The following is a 15,391-nucleotide window of genomic DNA, read 5'->3' on the forward strand; positions in this document are numbered from 1 at the left end:
TCTTGCGATAGGAATAGATTCATCAGAACAGAATCGCATGGCAACACGGCACGCGCAACAGAACAGTTTTCAGCCCTGAAGGGGGCTCCTGTTCCCCGGTTTGCTTTCGCCGTGGCTGCACAACGCCAGATGTTTCCATTCAGGGAGACGAAAATGGAAGTGATCCAGCAGGCAGATATCATCAAGCAGGCCGACATGGCTGCCTTCGGTAGTGGACGCGCGGATCACGCCAATGCGATGATCGGTGAGGCAGGCCTGCGCATCGATCATGCTCGCAGGCGCGGACGCGGCGCGGGCATCAACCCGACCGGACGCTTCGAGCCGACGACGCGGCATGATTTCGATGACGGCTGGACCACGCTTGAGGAACTGCCGCCGTTCAAGACCGACGTGCAGATCGAAAAGCCGCGCACGATCATCACCCGCAATGATTCACCCGACATCAATTTCGACCGCTCGATCAATCCCTATCGCGGTTGCGAGCACGGTTGCATCTATTGCTTTGCCCGTCCGACCCATAGTTACATGGGGCTTTCTGCCGGTCTCGATTTCGAATCCCGCCTGTTCGCGAAGCCGGATGCAGCGCGCCTTCTGGAGCGCGAGCTCGCCAAGCCCAATTATCAGCCGAGGACCATCGCCATCGGCACCAATACAGATCCCTATCAGCCGGTCGAGAAGAAATGGCGCATCATGCGCGAAATTCTCGAAGTGCTGGAGGCTGCCAATCATCCGGTCGGCATCGTGACGAAATCCGCCCTGGTGGTGCGTGACGTCGATATTCTAAGCCGCATGGCCGAGAAAGGGCTGGCCAAGGTCGCCTTGTCAGTCACGACGCTCGATGCTCATCTGTCTCGCACGATGGAGCCGCGCGCCTCGACGCCGACACTGCGGCTTCAGGCCATCCGTAAGCTGGCCGATGCGGGTATTCCAGCGTCCGTCATGATGGGGCCGGTCATTCCGGGTATCAACGATCACGAGATTGAGCGCATTCTGGATGCAGCCTATGCGCAGGGCGCGCGCGAGGCGGGTTATGTTCTGCTGCGCCTGCCGCTCGAAGTAGCCCCATTGTTCAAGGATTGGCTGCTGCGCAATTACCCGGATCGCTATCGTCATGTCATGTCGCTGGTGCGCTCCATGCGCGACGGCAAGGATTACGATGCCGAATGGGGCAAGCGCATGCGCGGCACAGGTCCCTATGCATGGCAGATCGGACGCCGTTTCGAGATCACAGCACGCAAGCTCGGTTTCAATGCGCGTCGCCTTCAGTTGCGCACCGATCTGTTCGAACCGGTCGAAAAGGGAGGCAAACAGCTTTCACTGTTTTAGGCGAGGCACACAAAGGGGCTCCAAAAGGCGAACTTCACCTTGGGCTGGTGCCGCTTTTCAAACTGCATATCCTATCAGTCGTCAGTTCAATTCCCGTCTGATTTCTTTTCGGACGGAGGGGCTACCTGCTTTCACGCCACCATCCTCGAGCAGGGCCCTTGCGGAGAATCGGAAGCAATGCGAGCATCGCCGCCAAATGAAACGCTCGGCTTCTGATTCTCCGCTTCTCTTTGATATCCCACTCGCGCCTGACTTTTCTGAAGAGAAAAGATTGCTTGCGCGCGGACTGAAACACATCGTCGGCATAGATGAAGCAGGACGTGGACCTTTGGCCGGTCCTGTCGTGGCTGCTGCCGTGGTGCTCGATATCGACAACCTTCCAAACGGTCTGGACGATTCCAAGCGTCTCACGGCTGTAAAGCGTGAAGCGCTCTACGAAACCATTCTGGAAAAAGCCATCACCGTTTCGGTGGCAAGCCTCAGCGCGCGCAGCATCGATGCAAGCGATATCAGGAAAGCCGCGCTTGAAGCCATGCGTCGCGCTTCTGTCTGCCTGACCTTGCAGCCATGCCATGCGCTGATTGACGGACGTGATGTTCCGCCCGGACTTCGCTGCCCCGGATCAGCTCTGGTCAAAGGCGATCAGCGTTCCGTCTCCATCGCCGCGGCCTCCATCGTCGCCAAGGTAACGCGCGACCGTATGATGATGCGTGCCGGAGCGGCGCATCCACCTTACGGACTGGAAATCCATGCCGGCTACGCGACCGTGAAACATCGCGCCGCCATAGAAACGGCTGGTCCCGTTCCCGGCATCCACCGCTATACTTTCGCGCCCATCAAAGGCCGTTACAGCGTTTAAACAGTTGCAAGCTTGGCCGCGAAGCCGAAAAGCAGCGCTGCAAAGCCCCAGCGCTGTACCGACTGTATGGCAGGATAACGTTTGAACAGGCTTCCAAGCGACGAACCTGTGAAGGCGTAGATTGTGTCGAACGACAATCCCACGATCGTCATCACGGTCCCCAGCAACGCGAACTGGAGCGTAATGCTGCCATTTTCGGGATGAATGAACTGCGGCAGCAGGACCGAACAGAAAAGCAACGCTTTCGGGTTGAGCAGATTGGTGAGGAGACCCTTGCGAGCCGAAGCCAGATAGGACCGGCGTTCGCGCACGCCGCCAGCTGCATCCACTGTCGGCAAGGGGTGGCGCAGAATGCCGATGGCAATCCAGACCAGATAGCAGGCACCGATGATCCGAACGAACTGAAACGCGACAGGAAAAGCATGAAGAAGTGCAGCCAGACCAAGTGCGGCAAGGGCGACGTGACAAGCGCGCGCGATTGCAAGCCCTGCTGCCGCTGCAAGCGCATGTGTCCTGCCCTGTGCTGCACCAGTCTGGAGGAGCAGAAGCATATCCGGTCCAGGAATAAGAAATGCAGCAGCCAGTGCGCCTGCATATAACCACATCTCGCTCATCGATATCGTCCACCAGAGCATTTCCAGCAAAAGCGCGAAGCAGTTTTGCGTAGGCTAATGCGAAAAAAGAGAGTGCTAGCCGGTCCGCTATGCGAAGCAGCTGCATGGTCGAAACTATGCGGAGATAGATGCGCATGTCCTTGCGATTTGTGGCGCAATGTTACGGATTTGTGGTACATTCTGCCAACATAACAACTATGATTGTCGGATTATGCCAACACTGAAACTGGACGCTATCGACCGCAAAATACTGACCGCACTCCAGGACGATGCGCGGCTCTCCAATGTGCAATTGGCGGAGAAAATTGGTCTGTCGCCCTCTCCGTGCCTGCGGCGCGTCAAGATGCTCGAAAAGGCAGGCGTCATTCAAGGCTATCATGCAGCGCTGGATCGAAACGCGGTCGGGCTTGGGCTGACTGTTTTCGTGGGCATCCGGGTGGAGCGCCATCACGAGGAAACCGCGACGGCGTTTCGCACCTCCGTGCAGAATCTGCCGGAGGTCTTTTCATGCCATCTCGTATCGGGAGAATCCGACTTTCTACTGCAGGTGGTGGTGCCTGATCTCGCAGCCTATGAGCGCTTTCTAACCGGCACGCTGCTGCGGCTTCCCGGCGTGATCGACATTCGGAGTAACTTCGCCATCCAGACGGTCAAGTCACAGGGAGAGCTGCCGCTCGCCCATCTCACGGGCCTCAAGGACTGACCTCACGTTACACCATCGAAAGACCATCATGCCGGATATTGTCAATGCAGTTCTTGTCGGCCCCAAAGGCATTCTTCTGGGCCGTCGCAGTCCGGATCGCCGTGCCTATCCAAACCGTTGGAGCTTTCCGGGCGGTCATGTTGAAGCAGGAGAGAGTTTTGAGCGCGCACTCCAACGGGAAATCCAAGAGGAGCTCGAACTAACGCTTCACTCGTTTTCGTTCCTCACCACTATAGAGGTCGCAAGTCCGGCAGCGTCATTCCACCTCTTTACCGTCACCGCCTGGAGCGGCCACCCTGCCATTCGCGACCGGGAACATACGGAACTGCGGTGGTTCATGCCAGAGGAAGCCTGCGTACTGGATGATCTTGTTTTGGAGGAATATCGACCGTTGTTTCATAAATTGGGTGGCATGGCAGCCAGCCGCTGATCGGACTGTAGCGAAATCGATTTCTCAATCCGGAAAACAAAAAACGCCGCCCTTTTGAGGCGGCGTTTTCTAGAAAACTGTATAAGCCGGGATTAGTTCAGGTTCGACTTGACCTGCGACAGAGCATCCTTGAACAGGTTGCCTGCGACCTTCGTGTCGACCTTGTCGGCAACGATCTTGCCAGCTGCAGCAACTGCCAGATCGACCGCCGAAGCGCGAACTGCGTTGATGGCATCGACTTCAGCCGTTGCGATCTTCTGCTCGGCGAGCTTGTTGCGGCGTGCAACATACTCTTCCGTCGCGCGCTTGGCGTCTTCGAGAAGTGCCTTGGCTTCACGCTCGGCGGAAGCAACGATGTCGCCTGCTTCCTTTTCGGCTTCCTTGCGCTTGCGATGATATTCGGCCAGCAGCTGCTGGGCCTCTTCACGAAGCGTGCGGGCTTCTTCCAGTTCGTTCTTGATGCGGTCAGCGCGCTCATCGAGCGAACGACCGACCATGCCCGGAACCTTCAGGTAAGCCAGGATTGCCAGAAAGATAATGAGGCCAATCAGTGCCCAAAATGTAGCGTCCATTGTCCTCTCCTCAGGCGTTCGAAGCCTTGACGGCTGCTGTTACCGAAGCCTTGTCGGCCTTGGTGCCCAGAAGCTGTTCGACGATCTCTGCCGTGGTTTCCTCGGCAATGTTGCCGACGTCGTTCATGGCCTTGGCCTTGATCGCGGCGATACGTTCTTCAGCTTCCTTGAGCTTGCCTTCAAGTGCTGCTTCGGCCGTAGCGCGTTCTGCGTCGGCTTCGCCCTTGCCCTTTTCACGAGCAGCTTCGGCGATCGAAGCAGCCTTGGTGCGGGCCTGGGTCAGTTCCTGCTCGTAAGCAGCAATAGCATTGTCGGCGTCCTGCTTGAGGCGGGCTGCCTGCTCGAGATCCTGAGCGATACGGTCGCGACGCGTTTCGATCACGCCGCCGATGCGCGGCAGAACCACGCGCGACATGAACAGATAGAAAAGCCCGAAGGTGATCGCGAGCCAAAGGATCTGCGATGCGTAATGGGTGGAATCAAACGGCGGGAATACGCCGCTGCCGTGTCCGGCATCGTTGGCGACCCCGGTTTCGGTGTGTACAGCATCGGCTGCGCCGTGCTCGCCAGCAGCAGGTGCCGGTTGCGATTCGGTGGCGGTTTGGGCAAACGCCGTGGACACGAACATCCAGATTTCCCCTTTAATCCAGCACGATCTGATCCAGATGGAGAGGGATCGTGCCTTACTCAGACGTCATATGCAAAGGCCAGCCGCGCTGCATTTCAAGATACAGATCGCGGCCAGCCAGTTCCTTGCAACCGTTGATTAGACGGCGAAGAGGAGCAGAAGCGCGATGAGCAGCGAGAAGATGCCCAGAGCTTCCGTAACGGCGAAACCGAACACCAGACGGCCGAACTGGCTGTCAGCAGCGGACGGGTTGCGCAGAGCGCCGGAGAGGTATTGGCCAAAGATATTGCCGAGGCCGAGAGCCGTACCGGCCATACCGAAACAGGCGAGACCGGCGCCGATGTACTTTGCTGCTTCCGCTTCCATGTTAAGCTCCTTCTGGATTGAATATAAGCGCGGATTTCAGTTCTGGCGGTCGCCCGCCGGCTTGAACTCAGTGTCCCGGATGTACTGCGTCGTTGATGTACATGCAGGTGAGAACGGTAAACACGTAGGCCTGCAGGAAGGCTACGAGGAATTCGAGTGCGGTGATCGCCACCGTCATGATCAGCGGCAGGACAGCGCCGCCGATGCCAATGGGCCCAAGTGCGGCCAACGAGACGACGAAGCCCGCAAAAACCTTGAGCGTGATATGGCCAGCAAGCATGTTCGCAAAGAGACGAACCGAGAGGCTGATCGGACGCGACAGGAACGAGATGATTTCGATGGCGACAACCAGCGGCACGATGATGCCGGGAACACCGCTCGGCACGAACAGCTTGAGGAAGCCAAGACCGTGCTTGAAGAAACCGTAGACAATGACCGTACCGATGACCAGAACCGCAAGCGCGAAGGTCACGATGATCTGGCTCGTAACCGTATAGAAATACGGGAAGAGACCGAGGAAATTTGCGACCAGAACGAACATGAAGAGCGAGAAGACGAAGGGGAAGAACTTCATGCCCTTCGACCCTGCCGAATCCCGCAGGCTGGTGGCCACGAATTCGTAAGCCATTTCCGACACCGACTGCAGACGGGTCGGGATCAGGCCGCGGCCCGAAGACGTCAGATAAAGGAAGCCCGAAGCGACCACGACGGTTGCGACCATGAAGGCCGAAACGTTCGTGAACGAAAGGTCCACACCGCCTACATCGATGGGAATCCACCGGGAAACCTGAAACTGATGGATCGGATCGTTCGCCACCTTAACCTCGTCTGTCTTTGGTCTGCCCGAAGGCGTTTCAGTCTCGGACCAGAAGGCCCACTTGTTCACTTACACTTGAACGAACTTTACCGTGAAGCCCGTCAAGTCCTATTTCTTGTCGTTCTTTTCCGCGCTAGATTTAATGTTAGCCTGTTCGGCAACATATCCAGCGGAACGAAGCACGTTGAGGACGCCCGCACCGAAGCCCAGAAGGAGAAATACGATCAATCCCCAGGGCGACGTGCCAGCGACACGATCGATGAACCAGCCAATCAGCGCACCGACCAGAACCCCTGCGATAAACTCGCTGGAAATCTTCATGGCCTGCGCGACCGAGCTTGCAGTCGCCGATCGCTCATCCTCGGAAGCCGGTTGCTTGAGCACACCCTTCTTGGCCAGTTCGGCCTCCAGGCGGTTCAAACGCTGATCCAGCTCCCCGGAACCGGGTTCGTTCTTCGCATTCTTGATCGCACCGGATGGCTTTCCGGGTTCAGTCCCGCGCGCCATTGGCAGCTCCTTTTTTCAAGAAATACGAGGATTTCAATCCCATTTCCAAGTTGCGCGCAACATATTGACACGCCGCCCGCTAGTCAAGGCGGTGCAGGCATTGCTCCAAAAGGTTTTTTATCAAGCAATCTCAATTACTTAGATATTAGTGCGACTCATTTTCCGACCAAAGGATCAGATTGGCCACATTATTGGCTAAAAAAACGGAATCGATTTCGGATGGTCATGCCGCATTCAAGGCAGGAGGAAAGTCGGCCTTATGCGCCTGTTCGACCTTTTAGTCCGCTAACAAAAACGTGACTTGAAATCGGCCGATCCCTCTATTGCCGCGAGAAGGAGCAATCAGCTCCATCCGCCGCCATAGGTGCGATAGAAGATGTGGAGACCGATCTTGGCGACCTTCTTCATCGTCGGGGCCCAGAACGGACGAACATAGGTCGCATGATAATGGGTGGCGGAGCCAACTTCCGGCAGCCATATCTGACCGGCAGAGACGGTCTTTGCCACCTGCTGCGCCATGCGCCATTGCGGCATTTCGGTCACGCGGTGCTTCTGGCCGTCGCAAGCAAAGGAAAACTGGCAGGCATTGAGCCAGTCGCGATTCTGGTAGACCACACCGCAGATCGATCCCGGATAGGCCGGGTTGCGCACGCGGTTGAGGACGACCTGGGCGACGGCAACCTGTCCCTTAACCGTTTCGCCGCGCGCTTCATAATAGACAGCCTCGGCAAGGCACTTCTGTTCGCTCTTGCTGAAAGCGGAAGGCGGCAGTGGCGTAGCCGCCCATTCGTGGTCCTTCTCACCGATCGGTGGCACGAAGCGGCCTTCGCCCGGCTGGGGCTTCAAAATGCTTTCAAAGGGCGAGGTCTTGCCATAGTCCGGCGTCGCAGGCGCATAACCAAGGGCCAGCGCATCCGGCTGGTCATTGGTAATGAGCTTGGCGAGCTGGGTCGGCATTTCGGAGCGCGGCTTCGGCGGTTTGACCGCATGGAACGCCATGGTGATGGCGACTTCCTTGCCCTCCAATTTGTTAGAGAAGACCATTTTCGCGTCCGTCTTTTCCGGCGGACGCGTGATCATGCTGATCTTGTCGAACATGCTCCCGGCAGTGAAGGCCTTGGCGGGCGCCTTGGGTTTCACCGAGACGAGGCGGCCCGTCTTGTCGGAGCGATTGATGCGGTTTTCGTCCGGGTTCGGATCGTCCGGGCCGAGCTTGGCCGTCTTTTTACCCCCGGACAGCGCAACACGACCAATGCCCGGCACTTCGATGCCGTTGGTTGCGATGCTGCCCGTTACCGTCGTTGCATCCACGAACGGCATTTCGGCCTGATGGACGGAACCGACCGGCGCCTTGGCAACAAAGGCAGTCCAGCGATGCGATCCCAGATCAGCCGACGGCACCAGGCTCGCCATATCCTGAAAGGCAATCGCATTGGAATTGAAAAGATAAGTCATGGCCGCCAGAACCAGCGGCACCAGACGGTGCGGTTTATGAACTATCTGGCGTGGCTTTGCCCTTACGGCGTAATAGCGTCCCTCTTCCGGGCAATAGCCCGTGACAGGGTAATGCCACACCGGCTCGGCAACGGCCTTCCTTCGACCAAACAGCGCTCGTAAAGATACAAGACGCACCGCACACTCCACTCACACTGACTAAACTGATGCGGTGATAACGAAGTATTAACCTTGCCCACTGGGTGGAGGACACGCTTGCAGCTCTGGCGAATACAGTCATTATCAGCAGCGCATTAACCATGAACGAATATGGTTAATGCGGGGTTTAAGCAGTTTCAGCTTTGCGAAAACCGAATTGCTGTAGTGAGGAGGTGCATCATGGACAAGGTTACGGGTGGCTGCCTGTGCGGCAATGTTCGCTTTGAAGCAACGGGACAACCATATCGGGTCGGTATCTGCCACTGCCTCGACTGTCGCAAGCACCATGGAGCCCTGTTTCACGCTTCAGCGATATTTCCCGAAGCTGCGGTTACGGTCGAGGGAGAGACCCGTGACTATGCGGGACGATTTTTCTGTCCGCGTTGCGGGTCCCCTGTTTTCGGGCGCAGCGCGGATGAAGTCGAAATCAATCTTGGCTCACTCGACGCACCGGACCAGTTCAAGCCGACCTATGAACTCTGGATCATTCGCCGCGAATCCTGGCTGCCGCCATTCCCGGACATGAAGGGTTATGAACGCGACCGCGATGGGTCGAGCCGCTTCGAGGATTAGAGTGCATCCCGAAAAATGTGAAACGCCTGGCTGCACAGGGAAATCAGTCCAGTGGATTGATTTCTGATCCTGCTTCGACCGGACCAAGATGCGTGGAAAAACAAATACAATATAGCACTCCCGACACTTCCATTTTATTTAAAGTGGAAATGCTCCTGGCGCCATCTTTTCTTTAATGACAAACGTTCTATTTGTGATGAAGATAGTATCGTCAAAGTTTCGGGGAGGAAATTTATGCAGGTTTTAAAAATCGGGGTTATCGGGGTGGCGTTCAGTGCTTTTGCAATCATTGCCACAGCGCAAGCCGACGACTGCCAGAACGCCAGTTCGCAGTCCGCACTCAATGAATGCTATGGCAAAGCCTACAAGAAATCGGATGGCGAGTTGAACAAGATCTTCAAGACCTTGCAGCACCGCGCCGACGATGCGGACCTGAAGAAAAAGCTGGTTCAGTCGCAACGGACATGGATCGCCTTTCGCGACGCCGAATGCGACATGCAGACAGTTGGTGGCGGCAGTATTTCCGGCATGGCCTATTCGATCTGCCTGTCTGACCTGACGGCGGAGCGCGTCAGCGACCTCAAGAAATATCTCAAATGCGAGGAAGGCGACAGCAACTGCCCCTTCCCCGCCGCCAGCAACTGATCAGTTCCGGCTCTCATAGGCGGCATCGAAGAATGTCTTTTCCAGTTCGACCGCTTGCCGGAAGAACTGCTGGCATTGTTCCGCCGCTGCCGGGCCGACCCTATCGAGTTCCGAGCGCAGGAAACCGACAAATTCCACGAAGTATGGATTGTCATGCAGCACGATCCATTCCGCGAAAATAAAATCGTCGGGCAGAGGCTTTGGCGCTTTTTCAGCCCAGTCGAGATAAAGCCATTCGGCAACGGTCAGCACCGACAGGCAGACCGCATAGGAGCCTGAACGCGCAGCTTCCAGCATCAGTTCCTTGAATGCAGCGGTTGGCGTCGCATCAGGTGTATCGAAACGCTCGGCGTCAGCGACTGCGAGTTTCGCAAAGGAGCGTTCGAAATAGGAGTTCTCATCGCTGCTGATCATGCCGATGAAACGGCCCAATGTCAGCTTGGCTTCCATCCTGTCGCAATTGACCAGCGTTCCACCCAACAGTGACAGAAAGCAGTCGATAAAGCGATGATCCTGCACCAGATAGCGCGTCATGACATCAGGTGCGACCGTGCCCGTATAGATTTCACCGACGAGGCGATGGCCGACGGCTTGCGACCAGAATGGTTCGGCGACCTGACGAAGATTGTCGGTAAAACGACCGGCTTTGGCATCACTTGGCATGGAAAGACCGACTCCTTGCTATTTTCACGGTCGGACCTTATCGGTGCCATCCAGTATCAGCAATGAGCATGTCAAAATTCCCTATGCATCGCCCGCAGATTGGTTATGCTGCTGAAATGAAGTGGACATTTTTCTGAGGGGAATGATGAACACGTACTTTTCGCCTGCCCGTGCGGCACTTCTGCTTGCTGTTGCGATGGCTCTTCCGGCAGGAAGCGCATTCGCCAAATCCGCTTGCGATGGTGTGACGACAACGCTCACCAAACAGCAGAAAACGGATTACAGGTCTTTCATCGCGCAAAGTCTCGGCAAGAAAGTCAAACCGGCTTCCGTCAGCATCGAGAGCTTCATGCAATATGGTAACTGGTCCGTCGTCTATGCGGATGTTCCGGTGGCCGATCCCGGTTATTTCTTTTTTGACCTTTCCGGCAAGCTGCCGACACTGAAAGACGTCTGGGGCGGGATGGCTGAAAGAAGCGAGATACCCGATCTTGTCAAATGGGCGGAAAAGCTCGGCGCCAACAAGGAAATTGCCGCCTGCTTTGCCGATACGGCAACCGCTTCGTAAGTTCGAGAAACCTACACTCAACTTTCACTGACCCAATTGACGCCAGTGCCCGTAAGATGATTGACGGAGCAACGCAAACTTGCCACCTACTCATCACGCAATTTTTGAATCCAAGGTATAATTATAATGCAGTTTACCAAGGCATTTATAGCTGGCCTTGCCGGTGCCATCAGCAGCCTCCTTACATGCAATACCGCCACAGCAGAACTCATGAATCTGCGCGTGAGCAGCACATCCATGATGCCCGTCTTTGGGCCAGGCGATGTCGTCGCTGCAACCAGCTATAGACCACAGGAAAAGATCGAGCGCGGCGATCTCGTCGTCTATACTGTTGACTACGTTTCGAAGGAATTGTCGGGCGATGTACCGGTCAAAGCTGAATTCCTCGGGCGAGTGATCGGGCTGCCCGGTGAATCGGTCAAAATCGAGAACGGCATACCGCTTATCAACGGAAAAGCACTCGAAACAACGAAGATCACATCAACAATTGATGATGGTTGCCCTGAAGAAACCGTGTCGAACTCTTATTATCAGTGCCGTTTCGTGCGTGAGACAATACCGGAAGGTAAGAGCTATGTTCTTCTGAATACGGTCGATCATGGCTTTATCGACAACGTCAAGGAGAAGGCACTCGCTCGCGGCCAATATTATATCATGGGAGACAATCGCGATAACGCCAACGATAGCCGAGGAAAGTATGTTGGCCTCGTATCGAAAGACCGGATCAAGGGCAAGATTCGTATGGTGTCTGCGTCAGTCCGCAAGCCAGACCGGCAGTGGCGATTGGAAGGTTTTCCAGGCCTGGAGTGAACCATCCTCCGACCACACTTAATCGTGCTTCACAGACCAGCGGTCGATATCCACGCTCTGCCCGATCAATGCGAGGCCGTTGGCGATGGAATCGAACTGGTTCGAGCTCGTCACCACAGCGTCGGGAAAGCGGTTTTCAAACACCGTACGGATGACCGGCACGAAAGACGTGCCGCCGGTCAGGAAAACACGGTCGATAGACGCCGTTTCCAGCTCCGCTTTATCCACCGCCTGCTGCACCGACTGTTCAATCTGGCGCACATCGTCAGCGATCCAGTTTTCGAAATCGTTGCGCGTGATGTCGGAGCGGATTTCGAAATCATCGGCTTTAAAGTGCAGTTCCGACATGCGCTGCGATGAAAGCCTTACCTTCAGGTCTGAAACGGCGCGGTATATCTCATAACCGTAATCGTTCTCGATCAGGTTGATGAAATGTTCGAGGGGCTTTGGATCGACCGCTTGCCGGGCCAGTTCGTCCAGATCGCGAATGGTCGCTGGAGAGTTCATCAGGAACAGCGTGTTCCAGCGCGCAAAATTTGCATAATAATGGTTCGGTATGGTCAGCCTTTTGCCGAAGGACTGGTACTCCGTACCCTTTCCAAGCAGCGGCGAAACGGCATTATCGATGATGCGATAGTCGAATGTATCGCCTGCAATGCCCAGACCTGTCTGGCTGAGCGGCGTGAAGCTGAGGCCGTTCTTGCCCACTTCGAAGCGCACGATGGAAAAGTCGCTCGTACCGCCGCCGAAGTCGGCCACCAGAACGGTGGATGCTGCGTTCAGTTCCTGCGCATAGAAATAAGCCGCGGCAACCGGCTCATAAACGTAGTGAATATCGGTGAAGCCGAACGCCCTGAACGCCTTCTCATAGCGCTGCATGGCCAGCGCTTCATCCGGCGAAGCGCCCGCAAAGATCACCGGCCTGCCGATAACCACGCGATTGCCCTTTGGGGGCAGGCGGTCGCCCAGCCGCGCGGCGACCGTTTCGAGGAAGCTCGCCAGAATATCCTCGAACTTGAACCGCTTGCCGAAAACCGGCGTATCGGTGAAGGATTTCGATGCCGCGAATGTCTTGAACGACTGCAGCATACGCGTTGAATGCGGCGCGTTGACGAACGCGTCCATCGCCCAAGGTCCGCTTTCAACGGTGCGCTCGCCGGTTTCGCGATCTTGCCAGAAGCAAAGAATCGAGCGATAGCCGGTAATATCCACGCCATCCTTCGGCACGCTCAGGACGACCGTGGTTCCATCGGGTGCAGCCACGGACAGAACGGTGTTCGTCGTGCCGAAGTCGATGCCCAATGTCACGCCGTCAAAACGGCTCTGATCAGCCTTCGTCATCACTACACCTTCTTTGGAGAAAACCGGAGAGCGGGCGAATTAGCAGCCGCGCAAGCCAAGCTCAACCTGAAATTACCAAATTAAATGCTGGTTATGATCACGATCGCGATCATCGCGGTCCAGATGAGAAAAATTTCCGGTCGCACAAATGTTAATGCGTGTTTCCAAAGTTTACATGACCTCCTTCTTCTGCCTGTTAGGTTTCACCGCCGCATCTGGAGTGGTTCGTCTTTCATTCATATCCCCTGAACTGCTCCGCTTATTTGTTTTCACCGCCTTCGCAATGCCCGGATGTTTTCGATCCGGCTTCGCTATGCTCAAGGTTACCCAACAAATGAAAGCGATACTCATGGCGTTTCTCTCACGTACGGTTCTTGCCACTGTCCTCCTTTCGGCCAGTGCGCTTTCCCACGCTGCAAATGCTCAGGAGCCAGCCAATCAGCCGATAGCAAGTGGCTATCACAGCAGCGGTCAGGCCACCGCAGAGGTGAGCGGCGTCGTGGCAGATGGCGACAAGCTGACCGTCAAGGTCCGTTTCATCAATGCTAAGGAAGGCGGAAGCGTTTCGACAACGCTTTATACCGCGCTGTCGGACAAGGATTACGAGAATGACTATTATCTTCTCGCAGGCGACAAGAAATATCTTCTGCTGAAAGATTCCGAAGGCAAACCGCTGGCTCCGGCATCGGTTTCTCTTTTCGGCAATGGCCATGTTGTGGGCGTCTGGCATGGTGTCTTTCCCGCACCACCGAAGGGCCAGAAGGTGACGCTCTATATCAAGGGGGTCGAGCCGCTCGGGCCTTTCGCTGTTCCCGCCGAATAGGGGCTGGCCATGACCAATCAGATCAAAGGCTGCATCGCTCTCGGCCTCGCCGTGCTTTGCCTGCCATCCGTCGCGACCGCGCAAAATACAAGTGCAGATAACAGCGCTTATATCCGTGATCTTGTGCCCGAAATCCGCGATCTGGTTTCGGCATCGGGCAGCACCGATGGCAAGGCCCGTGGCCTGTCCGGTGCGGCACAGGAGATTGTCGAGAAGAGCGGCAATATCACCATGCGGGAAACGGAGGATAGCATCGTCCTTTCCGTGACGAGCGATATTCTGTTCGATTTCGACAGCGCCAAACTAACGGGCAAGGCCAAGGCGACGCTGACCGATATTGCCAAAATATTGGAAAGCATGCCGGATTCCGCAGTCCGTGTGGTGGGCCATACGGATTCCAAAGGGGCCGACAGCTACAACGATAAACTGTCGAAAAGCCGCGCCGATGCGGTCACCAAATTTCTCGTCAATAATGGCGTTCAATCGGCACGACTGAAACCGGAAGGGCATGGCGAAAGCGAACCTGTCGCACCCAATGAAATCAAGGGCAAGGACAATCCCGACGGACGGGCACAGAACCGGCGTGTCGAATTTGTGCTGCCGAAAACCTAAGGGCAAGACCAGACCAAACGCGACTTCCGGCATCATGCCGGAAGTCTGCAATCTCTGCCTCCAGATATATTAGTAGTAGCTTATTTTCATGCGGGACGGACGCCCTAATTCTCGATTGCCGGACTTGGCATCAACGTCAATTAGGAAACCGTCTCATGAGCACAAAACCAACTATCGTACTTGCGCATGGTTTCTGGGGAGGGGCAGCCCATTGGAGCAAGGCCATCCTCGCACTTTCCCGAATGGGACATGACAAGATAAGAGCCGTGGAGATGCCTCTGACGTCGCTTGCCGACGATGCCGAGCGTTTGCGCAAGATGACCGTACAGCAGGAGGGGCCGGTACTTCTGGTCGGGCATTCCTATGGTGGTGCGGTCATCACACAGGCAGGTGATCTGCCGAATGTGGTGGGGCTGGTTTACATTGCTGCCTTTGCACCAGATGCAGGCGAAAGCCCCGGCGGCATCAGTCAGGAACATCCACCTGCGGCATTCCCCAATCTGGCTCCCGACAGCGATGGATATCTCTGGATCAAGTACGATAAGTTTCACGAAAGCTTCTGCCAGGATTTGAGCGCCGACGAAGCTCTGGTCATGGCAATCACGCAGAAGGCGCCCATCGCCAATACATTTGGTGACACGATCACAGCACCGGCCTGGAAGAAGAAGCCAACCTGGTATCAGATATCGAGTCAGGACCACATGATCGCGCCGGAAAACCAGAAGCGAATGGCCGAACGCATGAACCCGCGCAAGACCATCACACTGGATGCAAGTCATGCCTCGCTTGCATCAAGACCCGACGAGGTCGCCGGATTGATCGCCGAGGCCGCAAACAGTGTCTCGTGAGAATCGAAAAGCAAAAAGCCCGGATCGCTCCGG

Annotated in this window: 20 protein-coding genes; 11 read left to right on the forward strand and 9 right to left on the reverse strand. The window is 56.0% G+C overall.

Annotated features, from left to right (window positions below; all coding sequences use genetic code 11):
* Positions 1 to 153 precede the first annotated feature (153 nt).
* Both AC1RHM_RS15810 and rnhB read left to right on the forward strand, forming a co-directional pair.
* On the forward strand, positions 154 to 1,326 hold the full coding sequence (locus tag AC1RHM_RS15810) for a PA0069 family radical SAM protein (RefSeq protein WP_029925611.1): 1,173 nt from the start codon (positions 154 to 156) through the stop codon (positions 1,324 to 1,326).
* A 196-nt stretch (positions 1,327 to 1,522) separates the two neighbouring features.
* Entirely contained in the window at positions 1,523 to 2,185 is a 663-nt protein-coding gene (gene rnhB / locus AC1RHM_RS15815; protein WP_036595825.1) for a ribonuclease HII, read from the forward strand.
* On the opposite strand, the gene AC1RHM_RS15820 is transcribed toward rnhB, so the two are convergent.
* On the reverse strand, positions 2,182 to 2,799 hold the full coding sequence (locus AC1RHM_RS15820; protein ID WP_029925616.1) for a LysE family translocator: 618 nt from the start codon (positions 2,797 to 2,799) through the stop codon (positions 2,182 to 2,184). The two genes, rnhB and AC1RHM_RS15820, sit on opposite strands and share 4 nt — an antisense overlap.
* A 211-nt stretch (positions 2,800 to 3,010) precedes the next feature.
* Between AC1RHM_RS15820 and AC1RHM_RS15825 the strand changes: the two genes are divergently transcribed.
* The gene (locus AC1RHM_RS15825; protein WP_029925618.1) at positions 3,011 to 3,502 is read left to right on the forward strand and encodes an Lrp/AsnC family transcriptional regulator; all 492 of its coding nucleotides are present in this window, start codon (positions 3,011 to 3,013) and stop codon (positions 3,500 to 3,502) included.
* Between the two features lie 28 nt (positions 3,503 to 3,530).
* Positions 3,531 to 3,932 carry an NUDIX domain-containing protein gene (locus AC1RHM_RS15830; protein WP_029925620.1) on the forward strand — a complete coding sequence of 134 codons (402 nt, stop codon included), beginning with the start codon at positions 3,531 to 3,533 and terminating at the stop codon, positions 3,930 to 3,932.
* 92 nt (positions 3,933 to 4,024) lie between these two features.
* Here AC1RHM_RS15830 and AC1RHM_RS15835 read toward each other — a convergent pair whose 3' ends face one another.
* The 6 genes from AC1RHM_RS15835 to AC1RHM_RS15860 all read right to left on the reverse strand — a co-directional run bounded on the left by AC1RHM_RS15835 (position 4,025) and on the right by AC1RHM_RS15860 (position 8,454).
* On the reverse strand, positions 4,025 to 4,504 hold the full coding sequence (locus AC1RHM_RS15835) for a F0F1 ATP synthase subunit B (protein ID WP_010658323.1): 480 nt from the start codon (positions 4,502 to 4,504) through the stop codon (positions 4,025 to 4,027).
* A 10-nt stretch (positions 4,505 to 4,514) separates the two neighbouring features.
* Positions 4,515 to 5,132, reverse strand: a complete 618-nt coding sequence (locus tag AC1RHM_RS15840) for a F0F1 ATP synthase subunit B (protein ID WP_010658322.1) — start codon at positions 5,130 to 5,132, stop codon at positions 4,515 to 4,517.
* Between the two features lie 138 nt (positions 5,133 to 5,270).
* On the reverse strand, positions 5,271 to 5,498 hold the full coding sequence (locus AC1RHM_RS15845; RefSeq protein WP_002963544.1) for a F0F1 ATP synthase subunit C: 228 nt from the start codon (positions 5,496 to 5,498) through the stop codon (positions 5,271 to 5,273).
* Between the two features lie 67 nt (positions 5,499 to 5,565).
* Entirely contained in the window at positions 5,566 to 6,315 is a 750-nt protein-coding gene (locus AC1RHM_RS15850) for a F0F1 ATP synthase subunit A (RefSeq protein WP_010658321.1), read from the reverse strand.
* 108 nt (positions 6,316 to 6,423) lie between these two features.
* On the reverse strand, positions 6,424 to 6,822 hold the full coding sequence (locus tag AC1RHM_RS15855) for an AtpZ/AtpI family protein (RefSeq protein WP_010658320.1): 399 nt from the start codon (positions 6,820 to 6,822) through the stop codon (positions 6,424 to 6,426).
* A gap of 342 nt (positions 6,823 to 7,164) precedes the next feature.
* A complete protein-coding gene (locus AC1RHM_RS15860; protein WP_029925623.1) occupies positions 7,165 to 8,454 on the reverse strand; it encodes a cell wall hydrolase in 1,290 nt (429 codons plus the stop codon).
* A 201-nt stretch (positions 8,455 to 8,655) separates the two neighbouring features.
* Between AC1RHM_RS15860 and AC1RHM_RS15865 the strand changes: the two genes are divergently transcribed.
* Both AC1RHM_RS15865 and AC1RHM_RS15870 read left to right on the forward strand, forming a co-directional pair.
* Positions 8,656 to 9,048, forward strand: coding sequence for a GFA family protein (locus AC1RHM_RS15865; protein ID WP_029925625.1), 393 nt, complete (start codon positions 8,656 to 8,658; stop codon positions 9,046 to 9,048).
* A 234-nt stretch (positions 9,049 to 9,282) separates the two neighbouring features.
* Entirely contained in the window at positions 9,283 to 9,693 is a 411-nt protein-coding gene (locus AC1RHM_RS15870; protein ID WP_029925627.1) for a lysozyme inhibitor LprI family protein, read from the forward strand.
* On the opposite strand, the gene AC1RHM_RS15875 is transcribed toward AC1RHM_RS15870, so the two are convergent.
* Positions 9,694 to 10,356, reverse strand: a complete 663-nt coding sequence (locus AC1RHM_RS15875) for a TenA family protein (protein ID WP_492332593.1) — start codon at positions 10,354 to 10,356, stop codon at positions 9,694 to 9,696.
* 145 nt (positions 10,357 to 10,501) lie between these two features.
* Here AC1RHM_RS15875 and AC1RHM_RS15880 point away from each other — a divergent pair, with 145 nt between their 5' ends.
* Both AC1RHM_RS15880 and lepB read left to right on the forward strand, forming a co-directional pair.
* Complete coding sequence (locus AC1RHM_RS15880; RefSeq protein WP_029925631.1) at positions 10,502 to 10,924, forward strand: hypothetical protein; 423 nt, start codon at positions 10,502 to 10,504, stop codon at positions 10,922 to 10,924.
* Between the two features lie 126 nt (positions 10,925 to 11,050).
* Positions 11,051 to 11,734: a signal peptidase I gene (gene lepB, locus AC1RHM_RS15885; protein ID WP_029925634.1), complete on the forward strand. Its 684-nt coding sequence runs from the start codon at positions 11,051 to 11,053 to the stop codon at positions 11,732 to 11,734.
* A gap of 18 nt (positions 11,735 to 11,752) precedes the next feature.
* Here the strand turns inward: lepB and AC1RHM_RS15890 are convergent, their stop codons facing one another.
* Entirely contained in the window at positions 11,753 to 13,075 is a 1,323-nt protein-coding gene (locus AC1RHM_RS15890) for an Hsp70 family protein (protein ID WP_094514839.1), read from the reverse strand.
* A gap of 334 nt (positions 13,076 to 13,409) precedes the next feature.
* Here AC1RHM_RS15890 and AC1RHM_RS15895 point away from each other — a divergent pair, with 334 nt between their 5' ends.
* The 3 genes from AC1RHM_RS15895 to AC1RHM_RS15905 all read left to right on the forward strand — a co-directional run bounded on the left by AC1RHM_RS15895 (position 13,410) and on the right by AC1RHM_RS15905 (position 15,358).
* Positions 13,410 to 13,898 (forward strand): hypothetical protein, encoded by a 489-nt coding sequence (locus AC1RHM_RS15895; RefSeq protein WP_051686625.1) that lies wholly within the window; start codon positions 13,410 to 13,412, stop codon positions 13,896 to 13,898.
* A 9-nt stretch (positions 13,899 to 13,907) separates the two neighbouring features.
* Entirely contained in the window at positions 13,908 to 14,510 is a 603-nt protein-coding gene (locus AC1RHM_RS15900; RefSeq protein ID WP_029925639.1) for an OmpA family protein, read from the forward strand.
* 155 nt (positions 14,511 to 14,665) lie between these two features.
* Complete coding sequence (locus AC1RHM_RS15905; protein WP_010658312.1) at positions 14,666 to 15,358, forward strand: alpha/beta hydrolase; 693 nt, start codon at positions 14,666 to 14,668, stop codon at positions 15,356 to 15,358.
* Positions 15,359 to 15,391 lie beyond the last annotated feature (33 nt).

It is taken from the genome of Brucella sp. GW823-FHT04E01, from assembly GCF_058796175.1.

Bases quoted from the DNA above. Each gene is read 5' to 3' on its own strand.
- AC1RHM_RS15810 (WP_029925611.1), top strand. From the start codon at position 154: ATGGAAGTGATCCAGCAGGCAGATATCATCAAGCAGGCCGACATGGCT.
- AC1RHM_RS15835 (WP_010658323.1), bottom strand. From the start codon at position 4,504: ATGGACGCTACATTTTGGGCACTGATTGGCCTCATTATCTTTCTGGCA.
- AC1RHM_RS15855 (WP_010658320.1), bottom strand. From the start codon at position 6,822: ATGGCGCGCGGGACTGAACCCGGAAAGCCATCCGGTGCGATCAAGAAT.
- AC1RHM_RS15865 (WP_029925625.1), top strand. From the start codon at position 8,656: ATGGACAAGGTTACGGGTGGCTGCCTGTGCGGCAATGTTCGCTTTGAA.
- rnhB (WP_036595825.1), top strand. From the start codon at position 1,523: ATGAAACGCTCGGCTTCTGATTCTCCGCTTCTCTTTGATATCCCACTC.
- AC1RHM_RS15895 (WP_051686625.1), top strand. From the start codon at position 13,410: ATGAAAGCGATACTCATGGCGTTTCTCTCACGTACGGTTCTTGCCACT.
- AC1RHM_RS15845 (WP_002963544.1), bottom strand. From the start codon at position 5,498: ATGGAAGCGGAAGCAGCAAAGTACATCGGCGCCGGTCTCGCCTGTTTC.
- AC1RHM_RS15890 (WP_094514839.1), bottom strand. From the start codon at position 13,075: ATGACGAAGGCTGATCAGAGCCGTTTTGACGGCGTGACATTGGGCATC.
- AC1RHM_RS15880 (WP_029925631.1), top strand. From the start codon at position 10,502: ATGAACACGTACTTTTCGCCTGCCCGTGCGGCACTTCTGCTTGCTGTT.
- AC1RHM_RS15870 (WP_029925627.1), top strand. From the start codon at position 9,283: ATGCAGGTTTTAAAAATCGGGGTTATCGGGGTGGCGTTCAGTGCTTTT.
- AC1RHM_RS15820 (WP_029925616.1), bottom strand. From the start codon at position 2,799: ATGAGCGAGATGTGGTTATATGCAGGCGCACTGGCTGCTGCATTTCTT.
- AC1RHM_RS15875 (WP_492332593.1), bottom strand. From the start codon at position 10,356: ATGCCAAGTGATGCCAAAGCCGGTCGTTTTACCGACAATCTTCGTCAG.
- AC1RHM_RS15825 (WP_029925618.1), top strand. From the start codon at position 3,011: ATGCCAACACTGAAACTGGACGCTATCGACCGCAAAATACTGACCGCA.
- AC1RHM_RS15840 (WP_010658322.1), bottom strand. From the start codon at position 5,132: ATGTTCGTGTCCACGGCGTTTGCCCAAACCGCCACCGAATCGCAACCG.
- AC1RHM_RS15905 (WP_010658312.1), top strand. From the start codon at position 14,666: ATGAGCACAAAACCAACTATCGTACTTGCGCATGGTTTCTGGGGAGGG.
- AC1RHM_RS15830 (WP_029925620.1), top strand. From the start codon at position 3,531: ATGCCGGATATTGTCAATGCAGTTCTTGTCGGCCCCAAAGGCATTCTT.
- AC1RHM_RS15900 (WP_029925639.1), top strand. From the start codon at position 13,908: ATGACCAATCAGATCAAAGGCTGCATCGCTCTCGGCCTCGCCGTGCTT.
- lepB (WP_029925634.1), top strand. From the start codon at position 11,051: ATGCAGTTTACCAAGGCATTTATAGCTGGCCTTGCCGGTGCCATCAGC.